This window comes from Aeromonas sp. INTO2, assembly GCF_049860605.1.
GTDB classification, from domain to species: Bacteria; Pseudomonadota; Gammaproteobacteria; order Enterobacterales; family Aeromonadaceae; genus Aeromonas; species Aeromonas caviae.
On the sequence record NZ_CP187588.1, the window covers coordinates 1,008,339 to 1,033,491 of the forward strand.

Below are 25,153 nucleotides of genomic sequence, written 5' to 3' on the forward strand. Positions count from 1 at the left end.
GATGATGATGAAGCAATACCTGCAAGTGACCAAGCCGGGCATCATCTTCGGCAACCTCATCTCGGTTATCGGGGGATTCCTGCTGGCCTCGAAGGGGAGCCTGGATGTGCCCCTGTTCATCCTGACCATGGTGGGGGTGTCACTGGTGGTGGCCTCCGGTTGCGTGTTCAACAACTACATCGACCGGGACATCGACTGCATCATGGAGCGCACCAAGAACCGCGCCCTGGTGCGGGGGCTCATCGCCCCCGGTGTCTCCCTCTGGTATGCGACGGCGCTGGGCGTTGCGGGCATTGCACTGCTCTACTTTGCGGCCAATCCGTTGGCCGCCTTGCTGGCGGTGCTGGGCTTCCTGGTTTATGTGGGGGTCTACAGCCTCTACATGAAGCGCCACTCGGTCTATGGCACCCTGGTCGGCAGCCTCTCCGGCGCCGCGCCGCCGGTCATCGGCTACTGCGCGGTGAGCGGGCAGTTCGACTCGGGGGCCCTGATCCTGCTGGCGATCTTCAGCCTGTGGCAGATGCCGCACTCCTATGCGATCGCCATCTTCCGCTTCAAGGACTACCAAGCCGCCAACATCCCGGTGCTGCCGGTGGTGAAGGGGATCCCGGTGGCCAAGCTCCACATCACCCTCTACATCCTGGCGTTCATGGTGCCGACCCTGATGCTGTTCCTCGGCGGCTACGCCGGGTACAAGTATCTGGTGGTGGCCACCGCGGTGAGCGTCTGGTGGCTGGGGATGGCGCTGTCGGGCTACAAGGCGGCGGTGGACGACTCCCTCTGGGCGCGCAAGCTGTTCATGTTCTCCATCGTCACCATTACTTGCCTGAGCGTAATGATGTCGGTGGACTTCCAGCCGGACGCAGCGCCTGTATTGGTGAGCATGCTGCCCTGATAGTGTGAACTGCACCCCTGAAATGCATGAAATCCAGAGCCGGGAATCTTCCCGGCTCTGCTATTATGGGCGCCGCCCTGCGAGGGGCATCGCCGATTTTTCGGGGGCGGCCGGGCGCCTGTCACCCCTTTCTTTCTCTCTTCTTTTTGACTCATCGAGGCCCTCATGAATGATTTCACCATGACGAGGGGCGAGCGACGCGCGACCTGGGCGCTCGGCTCCGTCTTCTCGCTGCGCATGCTCGGCATGTTTATGGTGCTGCCGGTGCTGACCACCTACGGCATGTCCCTGGCGGGCGCCTCCGAGGCGCTCATCGGGCTTGCCATCGGCATCTACGGCATGACCCAGGCCCTGTTCCAGATCCCCTTCGGCCTGCTCTCCGACAAGGTGGGGCGCAAGCCCCTCATCGTCGGCGGCCTGCTGATGTTTGCTCTTGGCAGCGTCATCGCCGCCCTGAGCGACGCCATCTGGGGGGTCATCGTCGGGCGCGCCCTGCAAGGGAGCGGCGCCATCTCCGCCGCCGTCATGGCGCTCCTGTCGGATCTCACCCGGGAGCAGAATCGCACCAAGGCCATGGCCTTCATCGGGGTGAGCTTTGGCATCACCTTCGCCATCGCCATGGTGACCGGCCCCCTCATCACCCATGCCCTGGGCTTGTCCGGCCTCTTCTGGCTCATCGCCCTGCTGGCCCTGGCCGCCATCGCCATGGTGCTCTGGGTGGTGCCGACCCCGGCGGCCCACCTGCAAAATCGCGAGTCCGCCATGGTGCGAGGCAGCTTTCGTACCGTGCTCACCAACCCTCGCCTGCTCAAGCTCAACCTCGGCATCCTCTGCGTCCACACCCTGCTGATGTCGAGCTTCGTGGCCCTGCCGCCCCTGCTGGAGCGTGCCGGCCTGCCCCGTGACAGCCAGTGGCAGGCCTATCTGGTCACCATGCTGATCGCCTTCGTGAGCGTGGTGCCCTTCATCATCTATGCCGAGAAGCACCGCCGGATGAAGCGGGTCTTCATCGGGTGCGTGGTGGTGATGCTGGCCGCCGAGCTGGTGTTCTGGCAGAGCGGCCAGCAGCTGTGGGGTCTGCTCGCCGGGTTGCAGCTCTTCTTCATCGGCTTCAACGTGATGGAGGCGCTGCTGCCGTCTCTCATCAGCAAGGAGTCCCCGCCGGGCTACAAGGGCACCGCCATGGGGGTCTACTCCACCAGTCAGTTCCTCGGGGTCGCCATCGGCGGCAGTCTCGGCGGCCTGCTCTACAGCCTGGGGGGCGGCCCCCTGGTGTTTGGCGGTTGTGCCGCGCTGGCCCTTGCCTGGCTCGGGGTGAGCCTCACCATGGCCGAGCCCCCCTATGTGAGCAGCCTGCGCATCGTGCTGCCGGAAGGGGTCGATGCCACCCCGGCCCTGGAGCAGCGGATCCGCGCCTGCGAGGGGGTAAGCGACGTGCTGCTGGTGCGCGAGGAGCACTCCCTCTACGTGAAGGTGGACAGCAAGCGCCTGACCCGCAGCGATCTGGAGCGGCTGGTCTCTTTGTGATGGCTGGCGGCGCGGGGCGGCGCAGAGCGCGGGCTGATGGGCGGCTGCTATGCTGAGATCCTCACTCACAGGAGGAACCTCTGATGTCATACGTGGACGGATTCGTGCTCGCCGTGCCGACGGCCAACAAGCAGGCCCTGATCGATCATGCGGAGCAGTTTGACCCCATCTTCCTCGAATACGGCGCCACCCGGGTGCTGGAGTGCTGGGGGGACGACGTGCCCCACGGCAAGCAGACCGACTTTTACCGGGCGGTGGCGGCCAGGGAGGATGAAACCGTGGTCTTCTCCTGGGTGGAGTGGCCGAGCAAGGCGGTGCGGGACGACGCCATGGGCAAGATGATGCAGGACCCCAGGATGGACCCCGCCAATCCCCTGCACCAGACCATGCCGTTTGACGGCGCCCGCATGATCTTCGGAGGCTTCACCACGATGCTGGAGCTCAAGGGCTGAGACCTGCCATCGGGTCACCCAGGTGGCCGGAGCGCAAGGGCCGATAGCAACACCCAGGCCCGTCAGATGATGAAAAAGCCCGCCAGCCGGCGGGCTTTTTGCTGGGCGTTATCTCATGGTCGCTCTCCATGGGGGACGTTCAGCCCGGGCGCCAGAAGGGCTTGTCCCCGAGAATGGTGGCCCTGTGCATCACTCGGCGGGCCGGCAGGTAGTCGGCATTGGCATAGTGCTGGGTCACCCTGTTGTCCCAGATGGCGATGTCGTTCTCCTGCCAGCGCCAGCGCACCTGGAACTCGGGGCGGGTGATGTGCTCGAACAGAAAGCCGAGCAGGGCCTCGCTCTCTTTGGGGGGCAGCCCGGGCAGCCGGGTGGTGAACCCCTCGTTGACGAACAGGGCCTGACGGCCGCTCACCGGATGGGTGCGGATCACCGGGTGGCGCAGGGGCGGGTGACGGGCCACGGCCGCCTGCCAGCGCTGGCGCGCCTCTTCGCTGTCATCATGGCGATGGGCCGGGAAGGACTTGGTGAAGTCGTGCTCGGCTTCCAGCCCTGCCAGCAGGGTTTGCAGGGGCGGGGAGAGGGCCGCCAGCGCCGCGATGCCGCTGGCCCAGAGGGTGTCCCCCCCGGTGGGGGGCAACTGCTTGGCGGCCAGAATGGCCAGTGCCGGGGGCGTCTCGATAAAGGTCACGTCGGTGTGCCAGTTGTCGTTGTCCGGCGGATTGTCGTCGTGGGTATCGAGCACGATGATCTCCTCGGCCTCCTCCGTGTGGGGGTAGACGGGGTGGATGTGCAGATCCCCGAAGCGGTTCGCCAGCGCCCGCTGGGCTCGCGGGGTGATGGGCTGGTTGCGAAAGAACAGCACCTGGTATTTGAGCAGGGCGCGATGGAGCTGCTCGAACTGCTCCTGGCTCAGGGGCTCGGCCAGATTGACGCCGGCGATGACGGCGCCGATGTGGGGGCCGAGGGGGGTAATGGTCAACTTGTCGGTCATGGTTTTGCTCCATGTCTGGGGGCGTGAAGGCCCGATACCAATAGGAAAGGGGGGCGAAGGAAAGAGGTCAGCCTGTGGCTCATTGTCCTTCTCCATGCCAGGGGGTGAGCCTGCGCTGCAAGGCGCGCAGGCCCAGTTCCAGTACGAAGGCGATCAGGGCGATCACCAGGATGCCCGCCAGCACCACGTCGGTGGCGAGAAACTCGCCGGCGGATTGCACCATGAAGCCCACCCCCCGGGTGGCGGCGATAAGCTCGGCCGCCACCAGGGTGGACCAGCCCACCCCGAGCCCGATGCGCAGCCCGGTCAGGATGTCCGGCAGGGCCCCTGGCAGGATCACGTGCCAGAGCACCTGGGACCGGGATGCGCCCAGCGCCTGGGCTGCCCGCACTCGCACCGCATTGGCGCTCTGCACCCCCGCCAGGGTCGCCAGGGCCACGGGCGCGAAGATGGCCAGATAGATGAGCAGCACCTTCGATGTTTCACCGATGCCAAACCAGATCACCATGAGTGGCAGGTAGGCGAGCGGCGGCACCGGGCGGTAGAGCTCGATGAGGGGATCCAGCACGCCGCGCACCGTGGGGGAGAGCCCCATGGCGATGCCCACCGTGATGCCAAAGAACGCCGCGGCAGCGAGCGCCACCAGGATGCGCCCCAGGCTGGCCCCCAGGTGTTGCCACAGGGTGGCATCCATAAAGCCCGTTGGGCCTGCGATGGTGATGAGCTGTGCCAGCACCCGCTGTGGGGGCGGCAGGAACAGGGGATCGACCCAGCCGAAGTGGGCCACCAGCCACCACAGGGCCAGCAGCACGAGCAGGGTGGCGAGGCTCAGGGTCAGACGGCGGGACAGGGGCCAGCCCGCTGCCCGTGCGTGGGTGAGATCCCGTTGCCGGGCGAGGGCGAGGGTCATGCGAAGGCCTCCCGCTCTGCGAACACCCGTTCCAGCACGTATTCACGGCGCTCGATGAAGGCCGGATCGGACTTGATACTGCGGCAGGGCTCCCCGGCGGCGAAGCGGCGACCGAAATCCAGGGTCAGCCGCTCCGTCACCCGCCCGGGGGAGGGGGAGAGCAGCACCAGATCGGTGGCCATGAAGATGGCCTCCTCGATATCGTGGGTGATGAGCAGCACCTGACGCCGGTGCTCGTGCCACAGGCGCAGCAGCAGAGTCTGCATCTGCTCCCGGGTGAAGGCGTCCAGGGCGCCGAAGGGCTCGTCCAGCAGGAGCAGGCGGGGCTGGGTGGCGAGGGCCCGGGCGATGCCGACCCGCTGGCGTTGGCCGCCGGAGAGCTGCCAGATGGCGCGATCGCCGGCCCCCTCCAGCCCCACCTGACGCAGCAGTGCCTGGGCCTGTTCGGTGCGCTCGGCACTGGGCACGCCCGCCAGCTGCAGGCCGAGGGCCACGTTGTCTCGCACGTTGCGCCAGGGCAGCAGCCCCTCGCTCTGGAACACCACGCCGCGCTCGGCGCCGGGGCCGGTGACCGGCTTGCCCTCAAGGCTTATCTGGCCGTGGTGGCAAGGCTCGAAGCCCGCCACCAGGTTGAGGAGGGTCGTCTTGCCCGAGCCCGAGGGCCCCAGCACCACCATCAGCTCCCCCTCGGACAGGGAGAGGTTGATGTTGTCGAGCACCCGCCTGCCGGCGTACTCGGCGGACACATGAGAGAGCTGCAGCATGGTCGTCTCCTTGGATTTACTGGGCCACGGCTTTCACGAAGCGATCGGTCACGAACTGGCGGTAGTCCGAGGCGGCGTTCGCGACCTTGCCCTGGCTCTCGAGGAAGCGGGCGGTGTCGATGATGGTCTGGTTGACGAGGCGCCCGAGCTCGGCGCTCTGGGCCTTCGCATCGAGGTAGGTGTTGCCCTTCACCAGAGCGGGAACGTCCGCCTCGGGAACGCCGCTCAGCTTGGCCAGCTTGGCGAGGTTGTCCGGCTTGGTGAGCCAGCCGTCAGGGTTGGCCAGGTAGTCGCGCTGGGCGGCCAGGGTGCTGTTCACGAAGGCCTGCACCACTTCGGGGTGGGCCTTGGCAAAGTCCTTGCGCACTACCCAGACGTCCAGGGTTGGGGCTCCCCAGTCACCCACCTGGGCGGAGTCGGTCAGCACCTTGCCCTCCTTGGTGAGCTGGTTGAGGGCGGGGGCCCAGACATAGGCGCCGTCGATGTCGCCCCGCTGCCAGGCGGCGATGATGGCCGGTGGTTGCAGGTTGACGATCTGCAGCGTCGCGGGGTCGACGTTCCAGTGCTTGAGGGCCGCCAGCAGGCTGTAGTGAGTGGTGGAGGTATAGGGCACGGCGATGCGCTTGCCCGCGAGATCCTCGGGTTTTGCGAGCCCCTGCTTCACCACCAGGGCCTCGGACTCCCCGAGCTTGGAGGCGAGCAGGAACACCTCGATGGGCAGATTCTGGCTCGCCGCCACCGCCAGGGGGCTGGAGCCGATGTTGCCTATCTGCACGTCGCCGGAGGCGAGCGCCCGTACCACGCTGGCGCCGCTGTCAAACTTGCGCCAATCCACGGTGGCGCCGCTCTCCCTAGCGAAGCTGTTGTCGGCCTGGGCCACCTTGGCGGGTTCGGCGGAGGTCTGGTAGGCCACGGTGACGTCGAGAGCCTGGGCGGACTGGCCGAGCAGCATGGAGGCTGCGAGCCACAGAGAGATGCCTTTTGCTGTCATGATGCACTTCCTTGTTGGGGGTGTTGGAAGCCACATCTTTATCTGAACATCCCCGGGGGCGAAGGAACGAGAAGGGTGCTCTCATGCCGTTTGGTTCTTAGAAAAAGAACGGTAAATCAATGATCTGATTGAGATATGCCAGAAAGTGGATAGCTTGCTCACCCGCCGTCTATCGGGTGGCTGGCGCAAGGGGCCAAGGGCCAGCCCCCAGGGGCCGGCAGGTGCGTGCAGGGGCTGGCCAACAGGGAGGGCAGTGACTGGCAGGGGGAAGAGAGGAAAAGGCCCCGCCAGGGTGGCGGGGCCGGGGGATCAGCGCTCCACCAGCGGGGCCGAGCGGTAGCTCCACAGGCCATAGGTGCGCAGGGCGTCCCGGTAGATGCCAAGCAGCTCCTCCGGGCTTGCCTTGGCCAGGGCCGAGAGGGGCTTGTCCGGGTAGGCGACGCTGTCGATGCGGATGTTCGCCGGGCCGCTCTGCCAACAGGCGATTTCCAGCAGGGTCTGGCCCCGGCGCACATGGCTCGCCGAGCTCACCAGGGTGGCGAACTCAATCTCGTGGCGGGCGAGGGCATAGCCGCTGTAGAGGGCGTTCTCCACCGTGCTGGTGGCGTAGTTCTCCTCGATGATACGGGAGCGGTCGATGCCCTTTTTCGCCAGCCAGTCCGCCATCAGCTTGCCCTCGGTCTGGCGGTTCTGGGGCACTCCGCCGGTGAGGATGACGAGGGCCGCCGGATCGGCCTGGGCCAGGGCGCGGGTGGTCTCGAGGCGTCCCAGCAGGATGTCGTGCATGGAGCCATCGGGATTGAGGGCATAGCCTAGGGTGACGATGGCGCGGCGCCCCTTCTTCTCGCCCCGTCCCTGACGCTCCTTGAGGGGGGTGGCGACCACTCTGTCCACGGTGGCGAACAGCCGCTGCAAGTCGGCGGCGCGACCGGCATTGAGCTCGCCGACCCGCTTGAGGTAGCCATCGGATTTGGCCTGGTTGCCCTTGAAGCGCTGCCAGGTGGCCAGATAGGTGTTGATGTCCAGATCGTCCGGGGCGGCGGTGAGGGCCTGCTCGAACAGGGCGATGGCCCTGTCCACGTTGCCGTTGTAGATCTGGGCGTTGGCCGCCGAGATGAGCAGATCGGTGCGATAGGGCTCGAGCTGGTGGGCCTCCAGCAGCAGGGTGGTCACCTGCTCCATGTTGCTCGGCATCTTGGCGGTGAAGCCCGCATCGGAGACCCGGGCGGGGGAGTGGAAGATGCGGGCGGCGTCTGCCAGCAGCTGATCCACCACCTGGCGCTTGCTGATGAACTGCTCGTAATTCTGCTCCTTTTGCAGGGAGCGCACCGGGGCGGCCCAGGCATCGGATGAGACAAAGAGCGGCAGCGTCAGCAGGCTGGTGAGGGTCAGGGCAATCGCGGTTTTCTTCATCATGGGGCTCCCTCTGGGGTGCGGGGCGCGATGCCGTGGCTCGTCCCCTGAATGCTTTTCCAATAAAAACAGATGCTTGGTTTGCTGCTTACTCTACTCCCTTCCCGATGAAAAAAACGTGAACCGTTCCGGTTATCCCGATGCCCCCCTCAGCGCAGCCCCAGACGCTCCTGCAGGAAGGCCAGCCAGGCCTCCACCTTGGCGGGCAGGTGGCGGCGCTTGGGATAGACGCACCAGATGCCGTGCTCGGGCAGGGCATGGTCTGGCAGGACGGGCACCAGCCGCCCGATGGCGAGATCCCGCGCCACGATGAAGTCCGGCATGTTGCCGATGCCAAGCCCCGCCAGCAGCGCGGTGTGGATGGCATCGCTGTTGTTGACCTCGAAATTGCCCCTGGGGGTGATGGCCACCTCTCCTTCGGGCCCGTGCAGCCGCCACTGGGTGCCGCCGCGAAACAGGGAGTAGAAGAGGCAGTTGTGGCGCTCGAGATCCGCCGGGGTGCGGGGCGTGCCGGCCTGCGCCAGGTAGGCGGGGGCGGCGCACAGGGTGCTGAGACAGGGGGCGAGGCGGCGGGCGACCAGGCTCGAATCCTCCAGCTCGCCGATGCGCACCGCCACGTCGAACCCCTCGGCCACCAGATCCTGCCGGGCGTCGCTCATCTCCAGCTGCAACTGCACCTCGGGGTGAAGGGCGAGAAACTCGGGGACAAGGGGGGCGATGTGGCGCCGGCCATAGACCATGGGCACCGTCACCCGCAGCAGGCCGCGGGGGGCCGATTGCAGGGCGCCGATGGCATCTTCCCCGTCGCTGGCCAGGCGCACTGCATGGCGCACCGTCTCGAAGTCGCGCTCCCCCGCCTCGGTGAGGGTGAGGGAGCGGGTGGTGCGATAGAGGAGCTGGCAGCCGAGGGCCTGCTCGAGCTGGCTCACCTTCTTGCTCAGCACCGACTTGCTGAGGCCGAGCTGACGGGCGGCGCCGGAGAAGGTGCCCGACTCCACCACGGCGACGAAGGCCGGGAGCAGGGCGAAGGCGTCCTGGTTCATGTTGTTCTCGATATGGAAACAATGTTGTTCCAGGAGGGTAGATTATCCCCAAATCAAAAACAATTTACCCTGCTCGTCAGTTCAACCAAGGAGCAACCCCATGATCCCCCCGCTTGTTGACGGCGGCCCCGGCCGCCCCGCCCTCGGCCAGACACTTGGCCAGACCCTGGGTGCCCTGGCCGCCTTCGCCGCCGGCCTGCTGCTGGCGCTGATGATCGCCCAGAACGGCGCCCTGTCCCGCGCCACCGACCCCTGGCTCGCGAGCTGGCTGGCCCACGGGGTCGGCACCCTGGTGGCCGGGCTCCTGTGGTGGCTCTCCCCAAGGCCCCCGACGCCGGAGGCTGCCCCGCCCTGGGCCTGGCTCGGCGGTCTGCCGGGGGCGCTCACCGTGGTGCTGGCAGCCCTGTGCCTCAACTCGCCCCTGGGCATGGCGGGCACCCTGGCCCTGCTGCTGCTCGGCCAGCTGCTGTTTGGTGCCCTGTGCGATGGCCTCGGCTGGCTCGGACTGGCTCGCCGCCGCCCCTCGGGAAAGGACGCGCTCGCCACCCTGCTGGTGATGGCCGGCGCCCTGCTTATCGTGCTGCATTAGGAGAGACACCATGACCTTATTGATCCTGATGGGACTGCTCACCGCCTTGCTGGTGATGGCCAGCGCCCTGTTTATCGTGCTCGGCTAGGAGAAACACCATGACCCTTCTGATCCTGTTGGGACTGCTGAACGGCGTGGCGGTGAGCCTGTCGCGCACCCTCAACGGCCGCCTCGCCAGCGCCCGGGGCGCCATGACGGCGTCCCTTGCCAACCACCTGCTCGGCTTCGGGCTGCTCGGCGCCCTGCTCATCCTCAAAGGGGCACCCTGGGAGCGGCTCGCCGGGCTCGATCCCTGGCTGCTGCTCGGCGGGGTGCTGGGGGCGCTGTTTGTCGCCATCAGCAGTTGGGCCATCGGCCGGATCGGTGCCCTGGCCTGCGCCCTGCTCATCGTCACGGGCCAGCTGGCGGGGGGCGCCCTGCTCGATGCCCTGGCCGGACGGCTGGCCGCGAGCGATCTGCTCGGCATCCTGCTGGTGCTGGCGGGGGCTGCGCTGCAACGCTGGCAGGGCGGTAAGTCGCGCTCCCGAGGGTGAGTGGGGCGGTGATGGCCTGGGTAAACCGGCAGGGATGACAAGAGCGTCGCCCTGCCTGGATGCCAAAGGCGGCTCGCCTGCCGGATCAGGGCCCAGATGAAAAGGAAAAGGCGAAAGCAAGGGAGGGAAAGGAAGAAACAGGAAGGCAACAGAGAGCAAAGAAAGAGAGGTGCCTGTCACCCTGGGCCGCCCTTAACAGCAGAACACCGGCGCAAGGCCGGTGTTCTGAACAGCATGGCGGCGGGCCCGGCGGGGCGCGCGGTCAGGGCCGCTTAGGCGTAGAAAGCCTCGACGGTGCCCTTGACGGTGATCAGCATGGGGTTGCCGTAGCGATCCTTGGCCTTGGGGGAGGGGATCTTCACCCAACCTTCGCTGATGCAGTACTCCTCGACATTGGTGCGCTCCTTGCCGTTCACGCGAATGCCGATCTCGTGCTCGAAGCACTCCGCCACATGGTGCGGGCTGCGCGGGTTGGCCGCCAGACGGTCGGGCAGTGCAGGTTTGTTGTCGCTCATTTTATAGACCTGAGAGTGATAAAAAGTGGGTCATTGTAGGCAATGCCTGCCGTGGGCTCAAGGCTGGCGACCCGCAACTTCACCTTCACTTCACCGAGCGGGGATAAGGTAGGCCAACGTTTTCAGTTGGAGCTTTACGATATGCCCACCATAGTCACTCACGCCGCCGTACTCCTCTGCCTTGGGCAGAGGCTTGTTCAATAAGGTGGCGGGCCTATTTTTCTATTGATCAGTATGAAGCTCAACAATTGAATGAAAAATGCAAAGTATTGGGAGTCACTCTTAAATGTTGTGTTATGTCTATGCCACATTAGCCCATGAGCATATTTCGTCCGCTAAGCCACTAATAGATGTATGTCCACCAACTGAAATACCCTGTTTATTCATATGCCAATTAAATTTATCAAGTGCATTCTCAATTGAGATCACTTGCTCATTATTTAAGCTCTCGACTTCGTCACCGGGCATTAATATAAATATTGAAGCTTTATTTCCTATGCCTAATTTAACTGCCGCCTCTACATCTCTAGCCGCTTTTAATAGATTGAGCTCTATTCTTTGGACATTGGAGTAAACGGTTGAAGCAAGCCCGCCGACAAGGTTTTTATTATCTCGGAACGGTACAAATAACTCGTGAGAGCCTAAGGAAGGTGCGAATAAGCGGGGAAATTCTTCTCGGCTGACTCAGTCATTTCATTTTTTCAGTTTGAGCCGATCTTTTCTCCCGTAAATGCCTTGAATCAGCCTATTTAGACCGTTTCTTCGCCATTTAAGGCGTTATTCCCAGTTTTTAGTGAGATCTCTCCCACTGACGTATCATTTGGTCCGCCCGAAACAGGTTGGCCAGCGTGAATAACATCGCCAGTTGGTTATCGTTTTTCAGCAACCCCTTGTATCTGGCTTTCACGAAGCCGAACTGTCGCTTGATGATGCGAAATGGGTGCTCCACCTTGGCCCGGATGCTGGCTTTCATGTATTCGATGTTGATGGCCGTTTTGTTCTTGCGTGGATGCTGTTTCAAGGTTCTTACCTTGCCGGGGCGCTCGGCGATCAGCCAGTCCACATCCACCTCGGCCAGCTCCTCGCGCTGTGGCGCCCCTTGGTAGCCGGCATCGGCTGAGACAAATTGCTCCTCTCCATGCAGCAGATTACCCAGCTGATTGAGGTCATGCTCGTTGGCCGCGGTGGTGACTAGGCTGTGGGTCAGGCCACTCTTGGCATCGACACCAATGTGGGCCTTCATGCCAAAGTGCCACTGATTGCCTTTCTTGGTCTGATGCATCTGCGGATCGCGTTGCTGCTCTTTGTTCTTGGTCGAGCTGGGTGCCTCAATGATGGTGGCATCGACCAAGGTGCCTTGAGTCATCATGACGCCTGCTTCGGCCAGCCAGCGATTGATGGTCTTGAACAATTGGCGGGCCAGTTGATGCTGCTCCAGCAGGTGGCGGAAGTTCATGATGGTGGTGCGGTCCGGCAAGGCGCTATCCAGGGATAACCGGGCAAACAGACGCATGGAGGCGATTTCGTACAGAGCATCTTCCATCGCGCCATCGCTCAGGTTGTACCAATGCTGCATGCAGTGAATGCGTAGCATGGTTTCCAGCGGATAAGGTCGCCGGCCATTACCAGCCTTGGGGTAAAACGGCTCGATGACTTCCACCATGTTTTGCCATGGCAGAATCTGCTCCATGCGGGACAAGAAAATCTCTTTTCTGGTCTGACGGCGCTTACTGCTGAATTCACTGTCGGCGAAGGTAAGTTGATGACTCATGATGAACCCTGTTCCATGGCTCCAGATGACAAACATGATCTCATATCAGGGACTTGTTCGCACCTTCCCTAGAGCTTTAGAAACCTTCGGGGTTGCATAGACAGCAATTTCTTGATCCCCAACCGGAATGATATTTTTCACATTTCGTGGTTTTCCTTTAGCCTTTCCTGCTATTTCTTTTTCATCTGCCATTTCAAGTTTCCTTTATTGGGCCTGTAGTGAGTTTTCAGGGGTAACGGTGATTAGATGGAAGGCGGAACTAAATGATGATTAAGGCTTTTCATATAACGCTGTTCTGCGCTGATCGTCACCATGAAAAAATTAAAATATAATCATGGTATTACCAGTCTGCCTCTGATGCCTGAAAGTATTCGCTTATCTTCCTCTGTTTCAATTGTAAAAAACACAGATAGAGAGTTGGATATTGAAAGCGACGGATACGCTACCGCCCCTGAGTTTCAGCTCCCAATTCGCTGTTCGTCACCTGCGCTATGTCAACAATCGCTTCCATGGCGTTTCCCGAGAGATGGATTGCCGTTTGGCTATCTTAATGGCTCTGATCGAGGCATGGGAAGGGGTGGTTGATAGAAATCTGAGCTGGTTCAACCAATTAGTGAGCAACTGTCGTTCTAGTTGGCTGTTGGGTGAGCAGAATAGTGGGAAATCCCCTCACCCCAACCCTCTCCCGGAGGGAGAGGGGGCTTGCTTGCGGTTAGGCGGGAGCTTAGGGCTGGCGCGGTTTTGATCCCCCTCTTATTCGCTGAGGCAAGCCCTCTTGTCCAGGCCGCGAGGCAGGATGCCGAGCGAGCGGCGCTGGGCCATGGACGGCCCATCGGCGCGTGCCGTTGGACAATAGGGTGAGCCGAAGGTACCCGACTTCAGTCGGGCGAATAAGCGGGGGAGAAGACCTTTGGTGACTTTGGGTCTTTCCAAAGTCACTCGCCCCAGCCCGAAGGGCGGGCGAAACCCCGTCGAGGGCAGAGCCCTCGCGTCCTGCGTGGCGAAGCCGCGCCATCACATCAACGTCGCGAACGTCTGATTACGCTTCGCTAATCAGACCTACAGAGAAGCGAATCGCTGACGCCGGATAACAAAAGGGAGCCTATCAGGCTCCCTTTTCTCAGACATGGTCAATGGCATTTGACCAATGCCGCCCCTTATCGATTGGTCGCGGCCTTCATCCCTTCCACAAACTCTTTCAGACGAGTGAGCATATGTTCCGGGTTCTGGTGGTGGGTCTCGATGATCTTCACCACGGCGGAGCCTGAAATGGCACCGGCGGCGCCAGCGGCGATGGCCTCACGCACCTGAGCCGGTTCGCTGATGCCAAAGCCGAGCAGGGCGGGGGGGGCATTGAACTCGCGCAGGGTGTTGATGAGACCCTCCACCGGCATACCGGCCTTGGTCTCGGCACCGGTCACGCCGGCGCGGCTCACCAGATAGGTGTAACCGGAGCCGAGCTCGGCAACAGCCTTGAGCGTCTCGGCATCGCCGTTGGGCGGGGCGATAAAGATGCTGTCGATGCCGAACTTGTCGGCGGCCGCCTTGTAGGGTTCGCACATCTGCACCGGCACGTCCGCCACCAGCACCGAGTCCACCCCTGCCTGCTGGCACTTCTCGTAGAAGCCGTCGATGTGGCGCACATAGACCAGGTTCGCGTAGACCAGGAGGCCAATGGGCAGTTCCGGGTACTTGGCGCGGATGCGGGCGAGCAGGCCGAAGCAGTCGTCCGGGGTGGTGTGGCTGGCAAAGGCACGCAGGGCTGCGCCCTGAATGGTGGGGCCGTCTGCCACCGGATCGGAGAAGGGAATGCCGAGTTCGAGGGCGTCGGCGCCCCCTTCGACCAGGGCATCGACGATGGCCAGGGACAATTCGGGGGTGGGGTCACCCAGCATCACGAATGGCACAAAGGCGCCCTGATTGGCTTCGTCCAGACGGGAGAAGAGTTGTGCGTAACGGTTCATGACAAGGTTCCTTCTTTTTCAAAGATGTCGGCAACGGTGAAGATGTCTTTGTCGCCACGGCCGGAGAGGTTGACGATGAGCACCTGCTCTTTTTCCGGTTCACTGCGGGCCATCTTGAGGGCATGAGCCAGGGCGTGGGAGGACTCCAGCGCCGGTATGATGCCTTCGGATTTGGCCAGCTCCTGAAAGGCGTCCAGCGCCTCCTTGTCGGTCACCGAGGGGTACTCGGCGCGGCCGATGGCGGCCAGGTGGGCGTGCTGGGGGCCGACGGAGGGGAAGTCCAGCCCCGCCGAGACGGAGTAGGACTCCTGGATCTGGCCCTGGTTGTCCTGCATCAGGAAGGAGTGCATGCCAAAGAAGACCCCCTTGCTGCCGTGACCCAGCGGCGCACCGTGCTCGCCACTCTCGATGCCGTGACCACCCGGCTCGACCCCGATAAGGCGAACGGAAGGCTCATCGATAAAGTCCGCGAACATGCCGATGGCATTCGAGCCGCCGCCGACGCAGGCGATCACCGCATCCGGCAGGCGCTCTTCTTTTTCGAAGCACTGGGCCTTGGCCTCTTCCCCGATCATCTTCTGGAACTCCCGCACGATAGTGGGGAAGGGGTGGGGGCCAGCGGCGGTGCCGAGCAGGTAGTGGGCGGTTTCATAGTTGGCAGCCCAGTCCCGCAGCGCCTCGTTGCAGGCATCTTTCAGGGTGCTGGAGCCGGAGTGCACCGGGATCACGGTGGCACCCATCAGCTTCATACGAAACACATTCGGCTTCTGGCGCTCGCAATCCTTGGCCCCCATGTAGACACGGCACTTGAGGCCGAGCAGGGCGCAGGCCAGCGCCGTCGCCACACCGTGCTGACCGGCGCCGGTCTCGGCGATGATCTCGTGCTTGCCCATGCGCTTGGCAAGCAGGGCCTGGCCCAGTACCTGGTTGGTCTTGTGGGCGCCGCCGTGCAGCAGATCTTCACGCTTGAGGTAGAGGCGGGTCTTGGTGCCCTTGGTCAAATTGCGGGTGAGGGTGAGCGGTGTCGGGCGACCGGCGTACTCGGTCAGGAGCGCCTGAAACTCGGCGACGAAAGCCGGATCATCCTTGGCATCGACAAAAGCCTTCTCCAGCTGGAGCAGGGCGGGGATGAGGATCTGGGGCACATACATACCGCCAAATTCACCAAAAAACGGATTGAGCAGGGTCATGGTTATCTTCCTTTACATTCTGCAATTGAGATCAGGTATGAGCCTTGGCGGGCTGAGGCGTATGGCTGGGGCACATACATGTCATCGACGAAATTCACCGAAAAACGGATTGAGCAGGGTCATACATTATTCCTTGTGCTTATGGGCAAACGCAGTTCATTAATTCGTTGAATGAGTCACGGAGGCGCTCACAGTTGGCGCAGGGCCCCAAAGGCAGCCGCCAGCTTGTGAGCATCCTTCCTGCCCGGGGCACTCTCCACCCCGGAGTTGAAATCAAGGCCGAGGCAGCCCACTTGCGCGGCCTCGAGGGCGTTGTCGGGGTTGAGGCCCCCCGCCAGCATCAGTTTGCTCTTGTCGAGCCCGGCCAGCAGGGTCCAGTCGAACGCCTGGCCGGTGCCGCCGCTCTGGCTGCCGACTTTGGTATCAAGCAGCAGGCGATCCGCCGGGTAGTCGAGGGTGGGCAGGGGCTCGCCACTTGTGACTCCGACGGCCTTCCAGATCTGGCAGCCCGCCGGCAGCAGGGGGCGCAGGGTCTCGATATAGGCGGCGTCTTCGTCCCCGTGCAGTTGCACGGCGGCGAGCCCCAGCGCATCCACCGTCTTGGCGATGGTGGCGGGCTGGGCATTGCGAAACACCCCGACGTAAGAGAGCGGCGCGCCCGCCATCACGGCGCGGGCGGCGGGAATGTCCACGTAGCGCGGGCTTTTCGCCACAAAGATGAGGCCGCCGAACACGGCGCCCGCCTGATGGGCGGCGGCGGCGTCCTCGGGACGGGTCAGGCCGCACACCTTGTTCTGGCCGAGCACGAGCTTGCGCACCGCGGCCTCCAGATCCGGCTCCGCCATGAGGGAAGATCCCACCAGGAAGCCCTTGGCGTGGTGGCGCAGGGCCGCCACCTGGGCGCGGTGGTTGATGCCGGATTCGCTGATCACCACCCGATCCCCCGGGATCCTGGCCGCCAGTTGCCGGGTGCGGGCAAGATCGACGCTCAAATCCCGCAGATCCCGGTTGTTGATGCCAATCACCGGGGCGCCGAGGTCGATGGCGCGGGTCAGCTCCTCCTCGTTGCTCACCTCGGTGAGCACCCCCAGGCCCAACTCTTTCGCCACGTTGAACAGGGCGCGATACCCCTCGTCGGTGAGCACGGAGAGCATCAGGAGGATGGCGTCCGCTTGATAGTGGCGGGCCAGATAGACCTGATAGGGGTCAATCATGAAGTCCTTGCAGAGCACCGGCTGCTGGACGCGGCCCCGTACCCGGGGCAGGAAGGCGAAATCCCCCTGGAAGAACTTCTCGTCCGTCAGCACCGAGATGGCGGTGGCGTAGTGGCCATAGATGTCGGCGATGGCCTCCGGGCTGAAGTCGTTGCGGATCAAGCCCTTGGAGGGGGAGGCCTTCTTGCACTCCAGAATGAAGCGGGTGGAGCCTTTGCGCAGGTCCCCCTCGAAGTCCCGATCGCTTGGGGTCAGCGCGTCCTGGAAGCTCGCCAGGGGCTGGCTCTCCTTGCGGGCGGCGACCCACTCCTGCTTGGCCGCCACGATCTTGCCGAGAATGGTCTGGCTGATGGAGGCCATGTTCAGAAAGGCGTGGGGAGCAATGACATCTGACATCTCGTTATCCTTGCGAAGCTGGCTGTTGCCCGTCGGGCGTTCTGGGTGAGTGCCCCTGGGGCACGCTGTGGTGGTGGCTGACATCATGCCTCCTGATGGCTCAGGGTGGCGAGATCCCGGGCGAGGAGAGCGGCCTGGCCGCTTGCCAGCACCGCCAGCACCCGGGCGGCGGCCTGCCTAAAGTCCGGGGCCTCGCCCGCCATCACCAGGAGCGGCGCCACGTTGGCGGCGATGGCGGCGTTGTGGGCCGGGCTGCCGCGCCCTTCCAGGATGGCGGCGGTGATGGCGCGGTTCTCCTCGGGCTCACCGCCCTGGATGGCGCTGACCGGGTAGGTGTCGAGGCCAAAGTCCGCCGGGGTGAGCAAGTACTCGCGAATTTCGCCGTCGCGGATCTCCGCCACCTGGGTCGGGCCGTGGATGGCAATCTCGTCGAGGCCGGCGCCGTGCACCACCATACCGGTTTTCAGGCCGAGTGCCAGCAGGGTTTCGGCGATGGGGCGCACCAGCTCGGGGGCATAGACCCCCATCAGCTGGAAGCTGGGGCGAGCGGGGTTGATGAGCGGCCCCAGCACGTTGAACAGGGTGCGGGTCTTGAGGGCCTGGCGCACCGGCATGGCGTGGCGCACCCCGGCGTGGTACTGGGGGGCGAACAGGAAGCAGACCCCGAGCTCGTCCAGGCAGCGGCGGGCCTGGGCCGGGCTCATGTCGAGCTTGATGCCCATCTTATCGAGCAGGTCGCTCGACCCCGACTTGCTCGAGACCGAGCGGTTGCCGTGCTTGGCCACTTTCAGGCCGCAGGCGGCGGCCACCAGGGCCGAGGTGGTGGAGACGTTGATGGTGTTGAGGCCGTCCCCTCCGGTGCCGACGATGTCGCAGAAGGCATAGTCCGGGCGCGGGAAGTCGCGGGCTTCGGCCAAGAGCGCCTCGGCGGCGCCGGCGATCTCCTCCGGGGTCTCCCCCTTGATCTTGAGGGCGGTCAGAAGGCTCGCGAGCACGATGGGATCCACTTCACCACGAACCACCTGGCCGAAGGCGTCGCGGGCGGCGTCGCGGGTGAGAGACTGACCCTGATAGAGGGTGTTGAGATGTTGATGCATGGTCTCTTCCTTACCGCACGTGGCTTTCTGGACGGGTGACATGGGCGAGGGCCTGGGTGAGCAGGCGGGCCCCTTCGCTGGTCATGATGGATTCCGGGTGGAACTGGAAGCCCAGCACCCGCTCGTCACGCTGCTCGATGGCCATGGGCATGCCCTGATAGTGGGCAATCACCTGCAACTCTTGTGGCACATAGGTGGCCACCAGGGAGTGGTAGCGGGCCACCGGCAAGGGGCTCGGCAGCCCCGCGAAGGCGCCATGGCCGTTGTGCTCGATGAGGGAGCGCTTGCCGTGGACGATTTCCCCCGCCGCCCCGACGGTGCCGCCGTAGGCTTCGCACAGGGCCTGATGACCGAGACAGATGCCGAGGATGGGCACCCGGCCCCGGGCCAGCTTGATGAGGTCGATGAGGCAGCCCGCCTCATGGGGGGCGCCCGGCCCCGGGGAGAGCACCAGCACGGCGTCCCCTTCGCAGGCGTCGATCTCCTGCATGATGCGGCTCGCAGGCAGGCTGTTGCGGTAGATGCGCACCGGGTAGCCCAGGGTGCGGAACTGGTCGACGAGGTTGTAGGTAAACGAGTCGAAGTTGTCGAGCAGGAAGATGTTAGTCATGGATCACGTCCTTGTGTTGTTCCTGCTGGGCGCTGAGGGCCTGCAGGGAGGTGCCATGGCTGGCAGCGATGGCGGCCAGCACGGCCGCCGCCTTGGCGCGGGTCTCGTCTGCCTCGGCCTGGGGTTTGGAGTCATAGACCACCCCGGCGCCGGCCTGGACATGGGCGACCCCCTCTTTCACGAAGGCGGAGCGGATGACGATGCAGGTGTCCATTTCCCCTGCGCCGTTCAGGTAACCCACGGCGCCGCCGTAGCTGCCACGACGCTTGCCTTCCACCATGCGGATGAGCTCGCTGGCGCGCAGCTTGGGGGCACCGGTCAGGGTGCCCATGTTCATGCAGGCCTGGTAGGCGTGCAGGGCGTCAAGGTCGGCGCGAAGGGTGCCCACCACCCGGGAGACCAGGTGCATGACGTGGCTGTAGCGATCCACTTTGAGCAGATCCTTGACGTAGCGGGTGCCGGGGGCGGAGATGCGGGCAATGTCGTTGCGGCCCAGATCCACCAGCATCAGGTGCTCGGCCACCTCTTTCTCGTCCTGGCGCAGCTCCAGCTCGATGCGGCCGTCCAGATCCAGGTTGATGCTGCCGTCCGGGTTGAGGCCGCGGCGGCGGGTGCCGGCGATGGGGTACATCTCCACCTGGCGGCTGTTGGCGCAGAACTTGACCGCGCTCTCGGGGGAGGCGCCAAACAGGGTGAAGCCCTCGTCCTGCACGTAAAACATGTAGGGGCTGGGGTTGGTCTGCTTGAGGCGGCGATAGGCGGCGACGGGATCCGGGCAGGGGAGGGAGAAGCTGCGGGACGGCACCACCTGGAAGATGTCACCACGGCGGATGAAGCCCTTGAGCTTCTCGACCTCGGCGCAGAACTGCTTGTCCCCCTTGTCGACGGCCAGGGCGCCGGTCAGCGGCGCCGTGCCCTGTGGCGCAGGCAGCGGCTGCTGACAGGCCTGTTTGAAGGACTCGAGGCGAGCGGTCAGGCGGGCGTAGCGCGCGTCCAGCTGCTCATCCTCTTCGCCGCCGAACAGGCAGGCCACCAACTGGGTGCTCTGCTTGATGTGGTCGATGGTGATCAGGGTCTCGGCCACATAGAAGCAGTAGTCAGGGCAGTCGTTGCTCCCCTCTGGCACCTCGGGCAAGTCTTCAAAGGAGGCGATGAGGTCGTAGGCGAAGCTGCCCGCCATGAAGAGGGCCTCTTTGCCCTGCTGGCATTGCAGCTCCCGCTGCAGGGTACGCAGCACGTCCAGCACGCTGCTGCCCTTGAGGCGGCTGTCTTCGTCAAGCTCCCGATCGGACGCCGGGAAGTCGAGGTGCAGCTCGTCCGCCACCCGGGTCTGGGTGATGACGGTGGGCAGGCGCTGCTCCAGCAGGCGCAGCAGGGCGGCGCCGTTGTCGCCGAGGGGGCGCACCTGCACGGCGCGGCCGCGGCACTCGATGCGCAGGCAGGCATCCACCAGCAGCAGGCTCTGGGTACCGGCCTTGGAGTCGATCTCCACCGATTCGAGCAGCAGGTTGTTGGGTCTGTCCTGGCAGAGTCGGGTATAGAGTGCCAGGGGGTCTGTCACATAGGGGGCATTGAGCCGGATGGTATCGAATTCGCCCAGGGGCAAACGGGTCTTGTTGCCTGTCATAATGCCTTCCCTTGCATGTGTTGTGTGTCACCGATGGTCATGGCGCTGTCTCTCTTGAAAATGGGTCGGGTTCGGGTCACGTCAGCGAGTTCGCCATCGCCATCGCCATGTCAGTGTGCTTCTCTGAATTGTCGGTTTCATCACAGGTCCATTTGCCGGATAATAAAAAAGCCCGCTGGGGTCAGCGGGCTTTTTCTTTGGGTTCTTAACTTGCTGTCAGATTACAGGTACAGCAACGACCACACGCCCGCATGTCAGGGAGTGTGCCACCACCAGATGGTCAGAATGGAAGTCGCTTGCATGAGATTGAGTCCTGTAAAAAGATGTTTGCAATGAAGTGCCTACAGAAAACGATAAAGCCGCGGCCAAGTCAAGTCGCTTTTTTGCCGGCCTTTTCCAGGCAGGTCCCAAACAAGAGCGAAACACGCCGATGATATTCGATCTTCATTGCCACACCACCGCCTCGGACGGGGTGCTGAGCCCCGCCGACCTGGTGCGCCGCGCCGCCGAAAAAGGGGTGGAGGTGTTAGCGGTCACTGACCACGATACCCTCGACGGGCTTGAAGAAGTGCGCCAGACCATCTCGGCTGACCAGCTGCCACTGCGCCTGGTGAGCGGGGTGGAGATCTCCACCGGGTGGGAGCATCACGAGATCCACATCGTGGCCCTCGGGGTGGACGAGAAAAATCCCCAGTTGCTCGCCTTTCTGGCAGGGCAGCGGGCTCGCCGGGAGGCGCGCGCCGAGGAGATCGGGCGTCGTCTGGAGAAGTGCCTCATCCCGGGCACCTATGAAGAGGCCAAGCAGCTTGCCGGTGACGCCGCCGTGACCCGGGCCCACTTTGCCCGGGTGCTGGTGGCGCGCGGGGTGGCCGACAATATGCAGAAGGTGTTCAAGAAGTACCTGAGCCGGGGCAACAAGGGCTATGTGCCCGCCGAGTGGCCCGGGATGGGAGAGGCTATCGAGGCCATCCACGCCGCAGGCGGGCTGGCGGTGCTGGCTCACCCGAGCCGCTACAATCTCACCGCCAAGTGGATCAAGCGGCTGCTGGTGGCCTTCAAGGCCGTCGGGGGGGATGCCATGGAGGTTTCCCTGCCCCAGCAGAGCCCCCAGGAGCGGGCGAATCTCGGCCAGTGGGCCAGGGAGCACGATCTCTATATTTCGGTGGGGTCCGATTTTCACTTCCCCTCCAACTGGACCGAGCTTGGCCGCCACCTCTGGCTGCCCAAGGAGGGCATGCCGCTCTGGCTCGGCCACCCCGGCCATTTCGGGCTGACCCCGGAGGAGCATGCGGGCCTGCTGGCCAGCCGCTGAGGGTTGCCACCGGCGGGAGAGCGTCTTTGATGCGGGCGAGTCTGCGTCAAACAGGTTAAGGTAGTGTCATGGGCCAGGTGGCCCTTGACCATGAAGCGGGCAACGAGCGTGCCCCAATCGCGAGAAGAACATATGAGCCAGCATTTTTACGTACACCCGGACAATCCCCAGGCTCGCCTCATCAGCCAGGCGGTGCAGATCCTGCAAAGTGGCGGCGTTATCGTCTATCCCACCGACTCCGGTTACGCCCTGGGTTGCCAGATGGGCAACAAGGACGCGCTGGAGCGCATCTGCCGCATCCGCCGCATCGAACCGAACCATGACTTCACCCTGGTGTGCCGTGATCTCTCTGAGATCTCCACCTACGCCAAGGTGGACAACAGCGCGTTTCGTCTGATCAAGAACAACACCCCCGGCCCCTACACCTTCATCTTCAAGGCCACCAAGGAGGTGCCGCGTCGCCTCATGAACGAGAAGAAGAAGACCATCGGTATCCGGGTGCCTGCCAACAACATAGCGCTCGCATTGCTCGAGGCGCTCGGCGAGCCGCTGCTCTCTACCACGCTGATCCTGCCGGGTTCCGAGATGGCGGAGTTCGACCCCGAGGAGATCGCCGACAAGCTCGGCAAGCAGCTGGATCTGGTGGTCAACGGCGGGTATCTCGGCGAGCAGCCCACCACTGTGGTGGACTTCTCCGACGACGAGCCCGTGCTGCGCCGTCGCGGTGCCGGGGATCCGACGCCGTTTGAGTGATCTTGCCGACCCCGTGCCCGAGGCGCTGAGCGCACCGGGCACGGCTGGGGAAAGCTCCCTTCCCCCGCCCATCGCGACTGTGCTGGGGCAGCCCTACCACGAGCTGCCCCAGGATTTGTTCATCCCCCCCGATGCGCTGGAGGTGTTTCTCGACACCTTCGAGGGGCCGCTGGATCTGCTGCTCTACCTCATCCGGCGCCAGCAGCTCGACATCCTGAACCTGCCGATCCTGCAGATCACCGCCCAGTACATGGAGTACGTGGAGCTGATGCAGGGGCTCAACCTCGAGCTCGCGGCGGAGTACCTGCTGATGGCGGCCTGGCTGGCGGAGATCAAATCCCGCCTGCTGCTGCCCAAGGCCCCGGAGCTGGAGGACGAGGAGGAGGGGGAAGACCCTCGCGTCACCCTCATTCGCCGCCTGCAGGAGTACGAGCGCTACAAGCTGGGGGCGGAGCGGGTCAATGCCCTGCCGAGGGTGGAACGGGAGATCTTCGTCGCCGCGGCCCTGCCGCCGGATTTTGGTGCCCTGAAGCCGCTGGCCCCCGATGTTTCACTGGTTGAGCTCGCCCTTTACATGCAAAGTGTGGTAAAACGCGCGACTCATTTTGAGCATCACCAGATCCGCCGGGAGCAGATCCCGACCCGGGTGCGGATGGCGGAGATCCTCGCCATGCTCTCCCTGGGCCAGACCCTGCGCCTGGAGCAGGTGCTGCGGGCCGAGGAGGGGCGCATGGGGGTACTGGTGACCTTCCTGGCCCTGCTGGAGCTGTGCAAGGAGCAGCTTATCTGGATCCTGCAGGCAGAGCCCCTGGGGCCCATCCACTTTGCCCTGGCAAGTCAGGAGACGGCGCATGAGCATGTACACTGAGCGGCCGCTCACGGCCATGGGCATAGCCCAGGAGGCCTGTCGTGGCGCTGCCCGCTGAACGGCTGAAGACCCTGATCGAGGCGGCCCTGTTCGTCGCCGGGCGCCCGCTCAACGTCAGCGAGCTCAAGGGCAGCGTGCTGGCGGATTACCCGGTCACCGGCCGCTACGTCCAGCTGCTGCTGGCGGAGCTCAAGAAAGACTATGAGACGCGGGGGGTCGAGCTCAAGGAGGTCGCCTCCGGCTGGCGTTTCCAGGCCCGCCAGGAGTATGCCGAGGAGCTCTCTCGCCTGTGGAGCGAGCGGGCGCCCCGTTATTCCCGCGCCGTGTTGGAAACCCTGACCCTGATTGCCTATCGTCAGCCCATCACCCGGGCAGAGATAGAAGCCATCCGCGGGGTGGCGGTCTCGAGCCAGATCGTCAACACCTTGAAAGAGCGCGGCTGGGTGCGCAGCATAGGACACAAGGAGGTGGCGGGTCGTCCCGAGCTGCTCGCCACCACCCGCGAATTTCTGGACTATTTCAATCTGCAGAGTCTGGAGCAGCTCCCCGAGCTGGATCCCGAACTGCCCCATCCCTTGTCGCTCATGCCGGACGAGGGAGGCGATGGGCGGCCCGCCGCGGGCCGTCTTGCGCATGAACATGGTGAGGATGCCCGCGAGGCGGCCTCACAGACATCCATGCTGTCCGCGATGTCGGCGGGCAGCGATCAACAATCAGGTAACCCCGATGAGTGAAAAACTGCAAAAAGTATTGGCCCGCGCGGGTCAAGGCTCCCGTCGTGAGATGGAGGCCCTGATCACCGCAGGTCGGGTCAGCGTGGATGGCAAGGTCGCCACGCTGGGGGATCGCGTCGAAGTGAACGCCGTGATCCGGGTGGATGGCCACCAGGTCAAGACCCGCGCCGCAGAGGAAGTGATCTGCCGCGTGCTGGCCTACCACAAGCCCGAAGGGGAGATGTGCACCCGCCACGATCCGGAAGGACGTCCCACCGTGTTTGATCGTCTGCCCAAGATGGATGGCGCCCGCTGGATTGCGGTGGGTCGTCTGGACGTCAACACCTCCGGTCTCTTGCTGTTCACCACCGACGGCGAGCTGGCGAACCGGCTGATGCACCCGAGCCACGAAGTGGAGCGGGAATACGCGGTGCGCGTCTTTGGCGAGATCACCGAAGCCATGCTGCAGCGCCTGCGCAAGGGCGTGCAGCTGGAAGACGGCATGGCCAAGTTCAACAAGATCAAGCCGGCCGGCGGTGAAGGGCTGAACCAGTGGTTCAACGTCACCCTGACCGAGGGCCGCAACCGGGAAGTGCGCCGCCTGTGGGAATCCCAGGAAGTGCAGGTGAGCCGCCTGATGCGTATCCGCTACGGCGACGTCACCCTGGATCGCGGCATCCCCCGCGGCGGCTGGCAGGAGCTGAAGTTGCCCGAAGTGAACTACCTGCGCGGCCTGGTCAACCTGCCCAACGAGACCGAATCCAAGGTCGATCTGCAGCAGGATGGCAAGAGCACCCGCCACAAGCAGGCCGCCCAGATCCGTCGCGCCGTGAAGCGCCACAAGGAGATGCAGGGCAAGGAGCCGCGCGCCCGTGCCACCACCGCCCGTCGCAAGCCGACCTCCTCCACCCGCAATTCCGGCACCGGCAGCAAGTAAGCCGCCACCACGGGCCGCTCGCCCCGGACACGCCACAAGCCCGCACCCCAAGGTGCGGGCTTTTTTGTTTTCTGCTCC

Annotated in this window: 26 protein-coding genes; 11 read left to right on the forward strand and 15 right to left on the reverse strand. The window is 64.0% G+C overall.

The window, feature by feature from the left end; all coding sequences use genetic code 11:
• Position 1: 1 nt before the first annotated feature.
• From cyoE to ACPW74_RS04815, 3 genes are all read left to right on the forward strand, one after another.
• The gene (cyoE, locus tag ACPW74_RS04805) at positions 2 to 895 is read left to right on the forward strand and encodes a heme o synthase (protein ID WP_010673685.1); all 894 of its coding nucleotides are present in this window, start codon (positions 2 to 4) and stop codon (positions 893 to 895) included.
• A gap of 165 nt (positions 896 to 1,060) precedes the next feature.
• Entirely contained in the window at positions 1,061 to 2,422 is a 1,362-nt protein-coding gene (locus ACPW74_RS04810; protein WP_102948681.1) for an MFS transporter, read from the forward strand.
• 83 nt (positions 2,423 to 2,505) lie between these two features.
• The gene (locus ACPW74_RS04815; protein WP_102948680.1) at positions 2,506 to 2,874 is read left to right on the forward strand and encodes a DUF1428 domain-containing protein; all 369 of its coding nucleotides are present in this window, start codon (positions 2,506 to 2,508) and stop codon (positions 2,872 to 2,874) included.
• 139 nt (positions 2,875 to 3,013) lie between these two features.
• Here ACPW74_RS04815 and tauD read toward each other — a convergent pair whose 3' ends face one another.
• From tauD to ACPW74_RS04845, 6 genes are all read right to left on the reverse strand, one after another.
• The gene (gene tauD / locus ACPW74_RS04820; RefSeq protein WP_052815882.1) at positions 3,014 to 3,865 is read right to left on the reverse strand and encodes a taurine dioxygenase; all 852 of its coding nucleotides are present in this window, start codon (positions 3,863 to 3,865) and stop codon (positions 3,014 to 3,016) included.
• 79 nt (positions 3,866 to 3,944) lie between these two features.
• On the reverse strand, positions 3,945 to 4,775 hold the full coding sequence (gene tauC / locus ACPW74_RS04825; protein ID WP_102948679.1) for a taurine ABC transporter permease TauC: 831 nt from the start codon (positions 4,773 to 4,775) through the stop codon (positions 3,945 to 3,947).
• The gene (gene tauB / locus ACPW74_RS04830) at positions 4,772 to 5,539 is read right to left on the reverse strand and encodes a taurine ABC transporter ATP-binding subunit (RefSeq protein ID WP_042014207.1); all 768 of its coding nucleotides are present in this window, start codon (positions 5,537 to 5,539) and stop codon (positions 4,772 to 4,774) included. Before tauB ends, tauC begins: the two co-directional genes overlap by 4 nt.
• Before the next feature lie 16 nt (positions 5,540 to 5,555).
• Positions 5,556 to 6,530: a taurine ABC transporter substrate-binding protein gene (tauA, locus tag ACPW74_RS04835; protein WP_042014206.1), complete on the reverse strand. Its 975-nt coding sequence runs from the start codon at positions 6,528 to 6,530 to the stop codon at positions 5,556 to 5,558.
• Positions 6,531 to 6,839: 309 nt separating this feature from the next.
• A complete protein-coding gene (locus ACPW74_RS04840; protein ID WP_069785308.1) occupies positions 6,840 to 7,943 on the reverse strand; it encodes an ElyC/SanA/YdcF family protein in 1,104 nt (367 codons plus the stop codon).
• A 149-nt stretch (positions 7,944 to 8,092) separates the two neighbouring features.
• The gene (locus ACPW74_RS04845) at positions 8,093 to 8,986 is read right to left on the reverse strand and encodes a LysR family transcriptional regulator (RefSeq protein WP_102948678.1); all 894 of its coding nucleotides are present in this window, start codon (positions 8,984 to 8,986) and stop codon (positions 8,093 to 8,095) included.
• 100 nt (positions 8,987 to 9,086) lie between these two features.
• Between ACPW74_RS04845 and ACPW74_RS04850 the strand changes: the two genes are divergently transcribed.
• Together ACPW74_RS04850 and ACPW74_RS04855 are read left to right on the forward strand one after the other, a co-directional pair.
• Entirely contained in the window at positions 9,087 to 9,575 is a 489-nt protein-coding gene (locus ACPW74_RS04850) for a DMT family transporter (protein WP_102948677.1), read from the forward strand.
• A gap of 98 nt (positions 9,576 to 9,673) precedes the next feature.
• On the forward strand, positions 9,674 to 10,108 hold the full coding sequence (locus tag ACPW74_RS04855; protein WP_045524056.1) for a DMT family transporter: 435 nt from the start codon (positions 9,674 to 9,676) through the stop codon (positions 10,106 to 10,108).
• A 272-nt stretch (positions 10,109 to 10,380) separates the two neighbouring features.
• Here the strand turns inward: ACPW74_RS04855 and ACPW74_RS04860 are convergent, their stop codons facing one another.
• The 3 genes from ACPW74_RS04860 to ACPW74_RS04870 form a co-directional block, all read right to left on the reverse strand.
• Entirely contained in the window at positions 10,381 to 10,623 is a 243-nt protein-coding gene (locus tag ACPW74_RS04860; protein WP_010673692.1) for a DUF3297 family protein, read from the reverse strand.
• 790 nt (positions 10,624 to 11,413) lie between these two features.
• A complete protein-coding gene (locus tag ACPW74_RS04865) occupies positions 11,414 to 12,394 on the reverse strand; it encodes an IS5-like element IS5 family transposase (RefSeq protein ID WP_026141915.1) in 981 nt (326 codons plus the stop codon).
• 45 nt (positions 12,395 to 12,439) lie between these two features.
• On the reverse strand, positions 12,440 to 12,586 hold the full coding sequence (locus tag ACPW74_RS04870) for a hypothetical protein (RefSeq protein WP_158656315.1): 147 nt from the start codon (positions 12,584 to 12,586) through the stop codon (positions 12,440 to 12,442).
• A gap of 120 nt (positions 12,587 to 12,706) precedes the next feature.
• Between ACPW74_RS04870 and ACPW74_RS04875 the strand changes: the two genes are divergently transcribed.
• Entirely contained in the window at positions 12,707 to 12,979 is a 273-nt protein-coding gene (locus tag ACPW74_RS04875) for a hypothetical protein (RefSeq protein WP_425858610.1), read from the forward strand.
• 572 nt (positions 12,980 to 13,551) lie between these two features.
• Here ACPW74_RS04875 and trpA read toward each other — a convergent pair.
• From trpA to ACPW74_RS04905, 6 genes are all read right to left on the reverse strand, one after another.
• The gene (trpA, locus tag ACPW74_RS04880) at positions 13,552 to 14,358 is read right to left on the reverse strand and encodes a tryptophan synthase subunit alpha (protein ID WP_102948674.1); all 807 of its coding nucleotides are present in this window, start codon (positions 14,356 to 14,358) and stop codon (positions 13,552 to 13,554) included.
• The gene (gene trpB / locus ACPW74_RS04885) at positions 14,355 to 15,548 is read right to left on the reverse strand and encodes a tryptophan synthase subunit beta (RefSeq protein WP_041214833.1); all 1,194 of its coding nucleotides are present in this window, start codon (positions 15,546 to 15,548) and stop codon (positions 14,355 to 14,357) included. Before trpB ends, trpA begins: the two co-directional genes overlap by 4 nt.
• 188 nt (positions 15,549 to 15,736) lie before the next feature.
• Positions 15,737 to 17,242 (reverse strand): bifunctional indole-3-glycerol-phosphate synthase TrpC/phosphoribosylanthranilate isomerase TrpF, encoded by a 1,506-nt coding sequence (trpCF, locus tag ACPW74_RS04890; protein ID WP_102948673.1) that lies wholly within the window; start codon positions 17,240 to 17,242, stop codon positions 15,737 to 15,739.
• Positions 17,242 to 18,255 (reverse strand): anthranilate phosphoribosyltransferase, encoded by a 1,014-nt coding sequence (trpD, locus tag ACPW74_RS04895; protein ID WP_010673697.1) that lies wholly within the window; start codon positions 18,253 to 18,255, stop codon positions 17,242 to 17,244. Before trpD ends, trpCF begins: the two co-directional genes overlap by 1 nt.
• A gap of 10 nt (positions 18,256 to 18,265) precedes the next feature.
• Positions 18,266 to 18,865 carry an aminodeoxychorismate/anthranilate synthase component II gene (locus ACPW74_RS04900; protein ID WP_039039194.1) on the reverse strand — a complete coding sequence of 200 codons (600 nt, stop codon included), beginning with the start codon at positions 18,863 to 18,865 and terminating at the stop codon, positions 18,266 to 18,268.
• The gene (locus tag ACPW74_RS04905; protein WP_104453173.1) at positions 18,858 to 20,492 is read right to left on the reverse strand and encodes an anthranilate synthase component 1; all 1,635 of its coding nucleotides are present in this window, start codon (positions 20,490 to 20,492) and stop codon (positions 18,858 to 18,860) included. The genes ACPW74_RS04900 and ACPW74_RS04905 overlap by 8 nt, the downstream gene beginning before the upstream one ends.
• Positions 20,493 to 20,922: 430 nt before the next feature.
• Between ACPW74_RS04905 and rnm the strand changes: the two genes are divergently transcribed.
• From rnm to rluB, 5 genes are all read left to right on the forward strand, one after another.
• A complete protein-coding gene (gene rnm, locus ACPW74_RS04910) occupies positions 20,923 to 21,804 on the forward strand; it encodes an RNase RNM (protein WP_104453172.1) in 882 nt (293 codons plus the stop codon).
• A gap of 132 nt (positions 21,805 to 21,936) precedes the next feature.
• Complete coding sequence (locus ACPW74_RS04915) at positions 21,937 to 22,557, forward strand: L-threonylcarbamoyladenylate synthase (RefSeq protein WP_104453171.1); 621 nt, start codon at positions 21,937 to 21,939, stop codon at positions 22,555 to 22,557.
• The gene (locus ACPW74_RS04920; RefSeq protein ID WP_199770494.1) at positions 22,550 to 23,425 is read left to right on the forward strand and encodes a segregation and condensation protein A; all 876 of its coding nucleotides are present in this window, start codon (positions 22,550 to 22,552) and stop codon (positions 23,423 to 23,425) included. Before ACPW74_RS04915 ends, ACPW74_RS04920 begins: the two co-directional genes overlap by 8 nt.
• Before the next feature lie 41 nt (positions 23,426 to 23,466).
• Positions 23,467 to 24,159, forward strand: a complete 693-nt coding sequence (gene scpB / locus ACPW74_RS04925) for an SMC-Scp complex subunit ScpB (protein WP_104453169.1) — start codon at positions 23,467 to 23,469, stop codon at positions 24,157 to 24,159.
• Positions 24,152 to 25,075: a 23S rRNA pseudouridine(2605) synthase RluB gene (gene rluB / locus ACPW74_RS04930; protein WP_010673705.1), complete on the forward strand. Its 924-nt coding sequence runs from the start codon at positions 24,152 to 24,154 to the stop codon at positions 25,073 to 25,075. The genes scpB and rluB overlap by 8 nt, the downstream gene beginning before the upstream one ends.
• Positions 25,076 to 25,153: the final 78 nt, after the last annotated feature.

What these genes read in the sequence shown, in the direction of transcription:
- cyoE (WP_010673685.1), top strand. Translation starts at nt 2, where the DNA reads ATGATGATGAAGCAATACCTGCAAGTGACCAAGCCGGGCATCATCTTC.
- ACPW74_RS04810 (WP_102948681.1), top strand. Translation starts at nt 1,061, where the DNA reads ATGAATGATTTCACCATGACGAGGGGCGAGCGACGCGCGACCTGGGCG.
- ACPW74_RS04815 (WP_102948680.1), top strand. Translation starts at nt 2,506, where the DNA reads ATGTCATACGTGGACGGATTCGTGCTCGCCGTGCCGACGGCCAACAAG.
- tauD (WP_052815882.1), bottom strand. Translation starts at nt 3,865, where the DNA reads ATGACCGACAAGTTGACCATTACCCCCCTCGGCCCCCACATCGGCGCC.
- tauC (WP_102948679.1), bottom strand. Translation starts at nt 4,775, where the DNA reads ATGACCCTCGCCCTCGCCCGGCAACGGGATCTCACCCACGCACGGGCA.
- tauB (WP_042014207.1), bottom strand. Translation starts at nt 5,539, where the DNA reads ATGCTGCAGCTCTCTCATGTGTCCGCCGAGTACGCCGGCAGGCGGGTG.
- tauA (WP_042014206.1), bottom strand. Translation starts at nt 6,530, where the DNA reads ATGACAGCAAAAGGCATCTCTCTGTGGCTCGCAGCCTCCATGCTGCTC.
- ACPW74_RS04840 (WP_069785308.1), bottom strand. Translation starts at nt 7,943, where the DNA reads ATGAAGAAAACCGCGATTGCCCTGACCCTCACCAGCCTGCTGACGCTG.
- ACPW74_RS04845 (WP_102948678.1), bottom strand. Translation starts at nt 8,986, where the DNA reads ATGAACCAGGACGCCTTCGCCCTGCTCCCGGCCTTCGTCGCCGTGGTG.
- ACPW74_RS04850 (WP_102948677.1), top strand. Translation starts at nt 9,087, where the DNA reads ATGATCCCCCCGCTTGTTGACGGCGGCCCCGGCCGCCCCGCCCTCGGC.
- ACPW74_RS04855 (WP_045524056.1), top strand. Translation starts at nt 9,674, where the DNA reads ATGACCCTTCTGATCCTGTTGGGACTGCTGAACGGCGTGGCGGTGAGC.
- ACPW74_RS04860 (WP_010673692.1), bottom strand. Translation starts at nt 10,623, where the DNA reads ATGAGCGACAACAAACCTGCACTGCCCGACCGTCTGGCGGCCAACCCG.
- ACPW74_RS04865 (WP_026141915.1), bottom strand. Translation starts at nt 12,394, where the DNA reads ATGAGTCATCAACTTACCTTCGCCGACAGTGAATTCAGCAGTAAGCGC.
- ACPW74_RS04870 (WP_158656315.1), bottom strand. Translation starts at nt 12,586, where the DNA reads ATGGCAGATGAAAAAGAAATAGCAGGAAAGGCTAAAGGAAAACCACGA.
- ACPW74_RS04875 (WP_425858610.1), top strand. Translation starts at nt 12,707, where the DNA reads ATGAAAAAATTAAAATATAATCATGGTATTACCAGTCTGCCTCTGATG.
- trpA (WP_102948674.1), bottom strand. Translation starts at nt 14,358, where the DNA reads ATGAACCGTTACGCACAACTCTTCTCCCGTCTGGACGAAGCCAATCAG.
- trpB (WP_041214833.1), bottom strand. Translation starts at nt 15,548, where the DNA reads ATGACCCTGCTCAATCCGTTTTTTGGTGAATTTGGCGGTATGTATGTG.
- trpCF (WP_102948673.1), bottom strand. Translation starts at nt 17,242, where the DNA reads ATGTCAGCCACCACCACAGCGTGCCCCAGGGGCACTCACCCAGAACGC.
- trpD (WP_010673697.1), bottom strand. Translation starts at nt 18,255, where the DNA reads ATGCATCAACATCTCAACACCCTCTATCAGGGTCAGTCTCTCACCCGC.
- ACPW74_RS04900 (WP_039039194.1), bottom strand. Translation starts at nt 18,865, where the DNA reads ATGACTAACATCTTCCTGCTCGACAACTTCGACTCGTTTACCTACAAC.
- ACPW74_RS04905 (WP_104453173.1), bottom strand. Translation starts at nt 20,492, where the DNA reads ATGACAGGCAACAAGACCCGTTTGCCCCTGGGCGAATTCGATACCATC.
- rnm (WP_104453172.1), top strand. Translation starts at nt 20,923, where the DNA reads ATGATATTCGATCTTCATTGCCACACCACCGCCTCGGACGGGGTGCTG.
- ACPW74_RS04915 (WP_104453171.1), top strand. Translation starts at nt 21,937, where the DNA reads ATGAGCCAGCATTTTTACGTACACCCGGACAATCCCCAGGCTCGCCTC.
- rluB (WP_010673705.1), top strand. Translation starts at nt 24,152, where the DNA reads ATGAGTGAAAAACTGCAAAAAGTATTGGCCCGCGCGGGTCAAGGCTCC.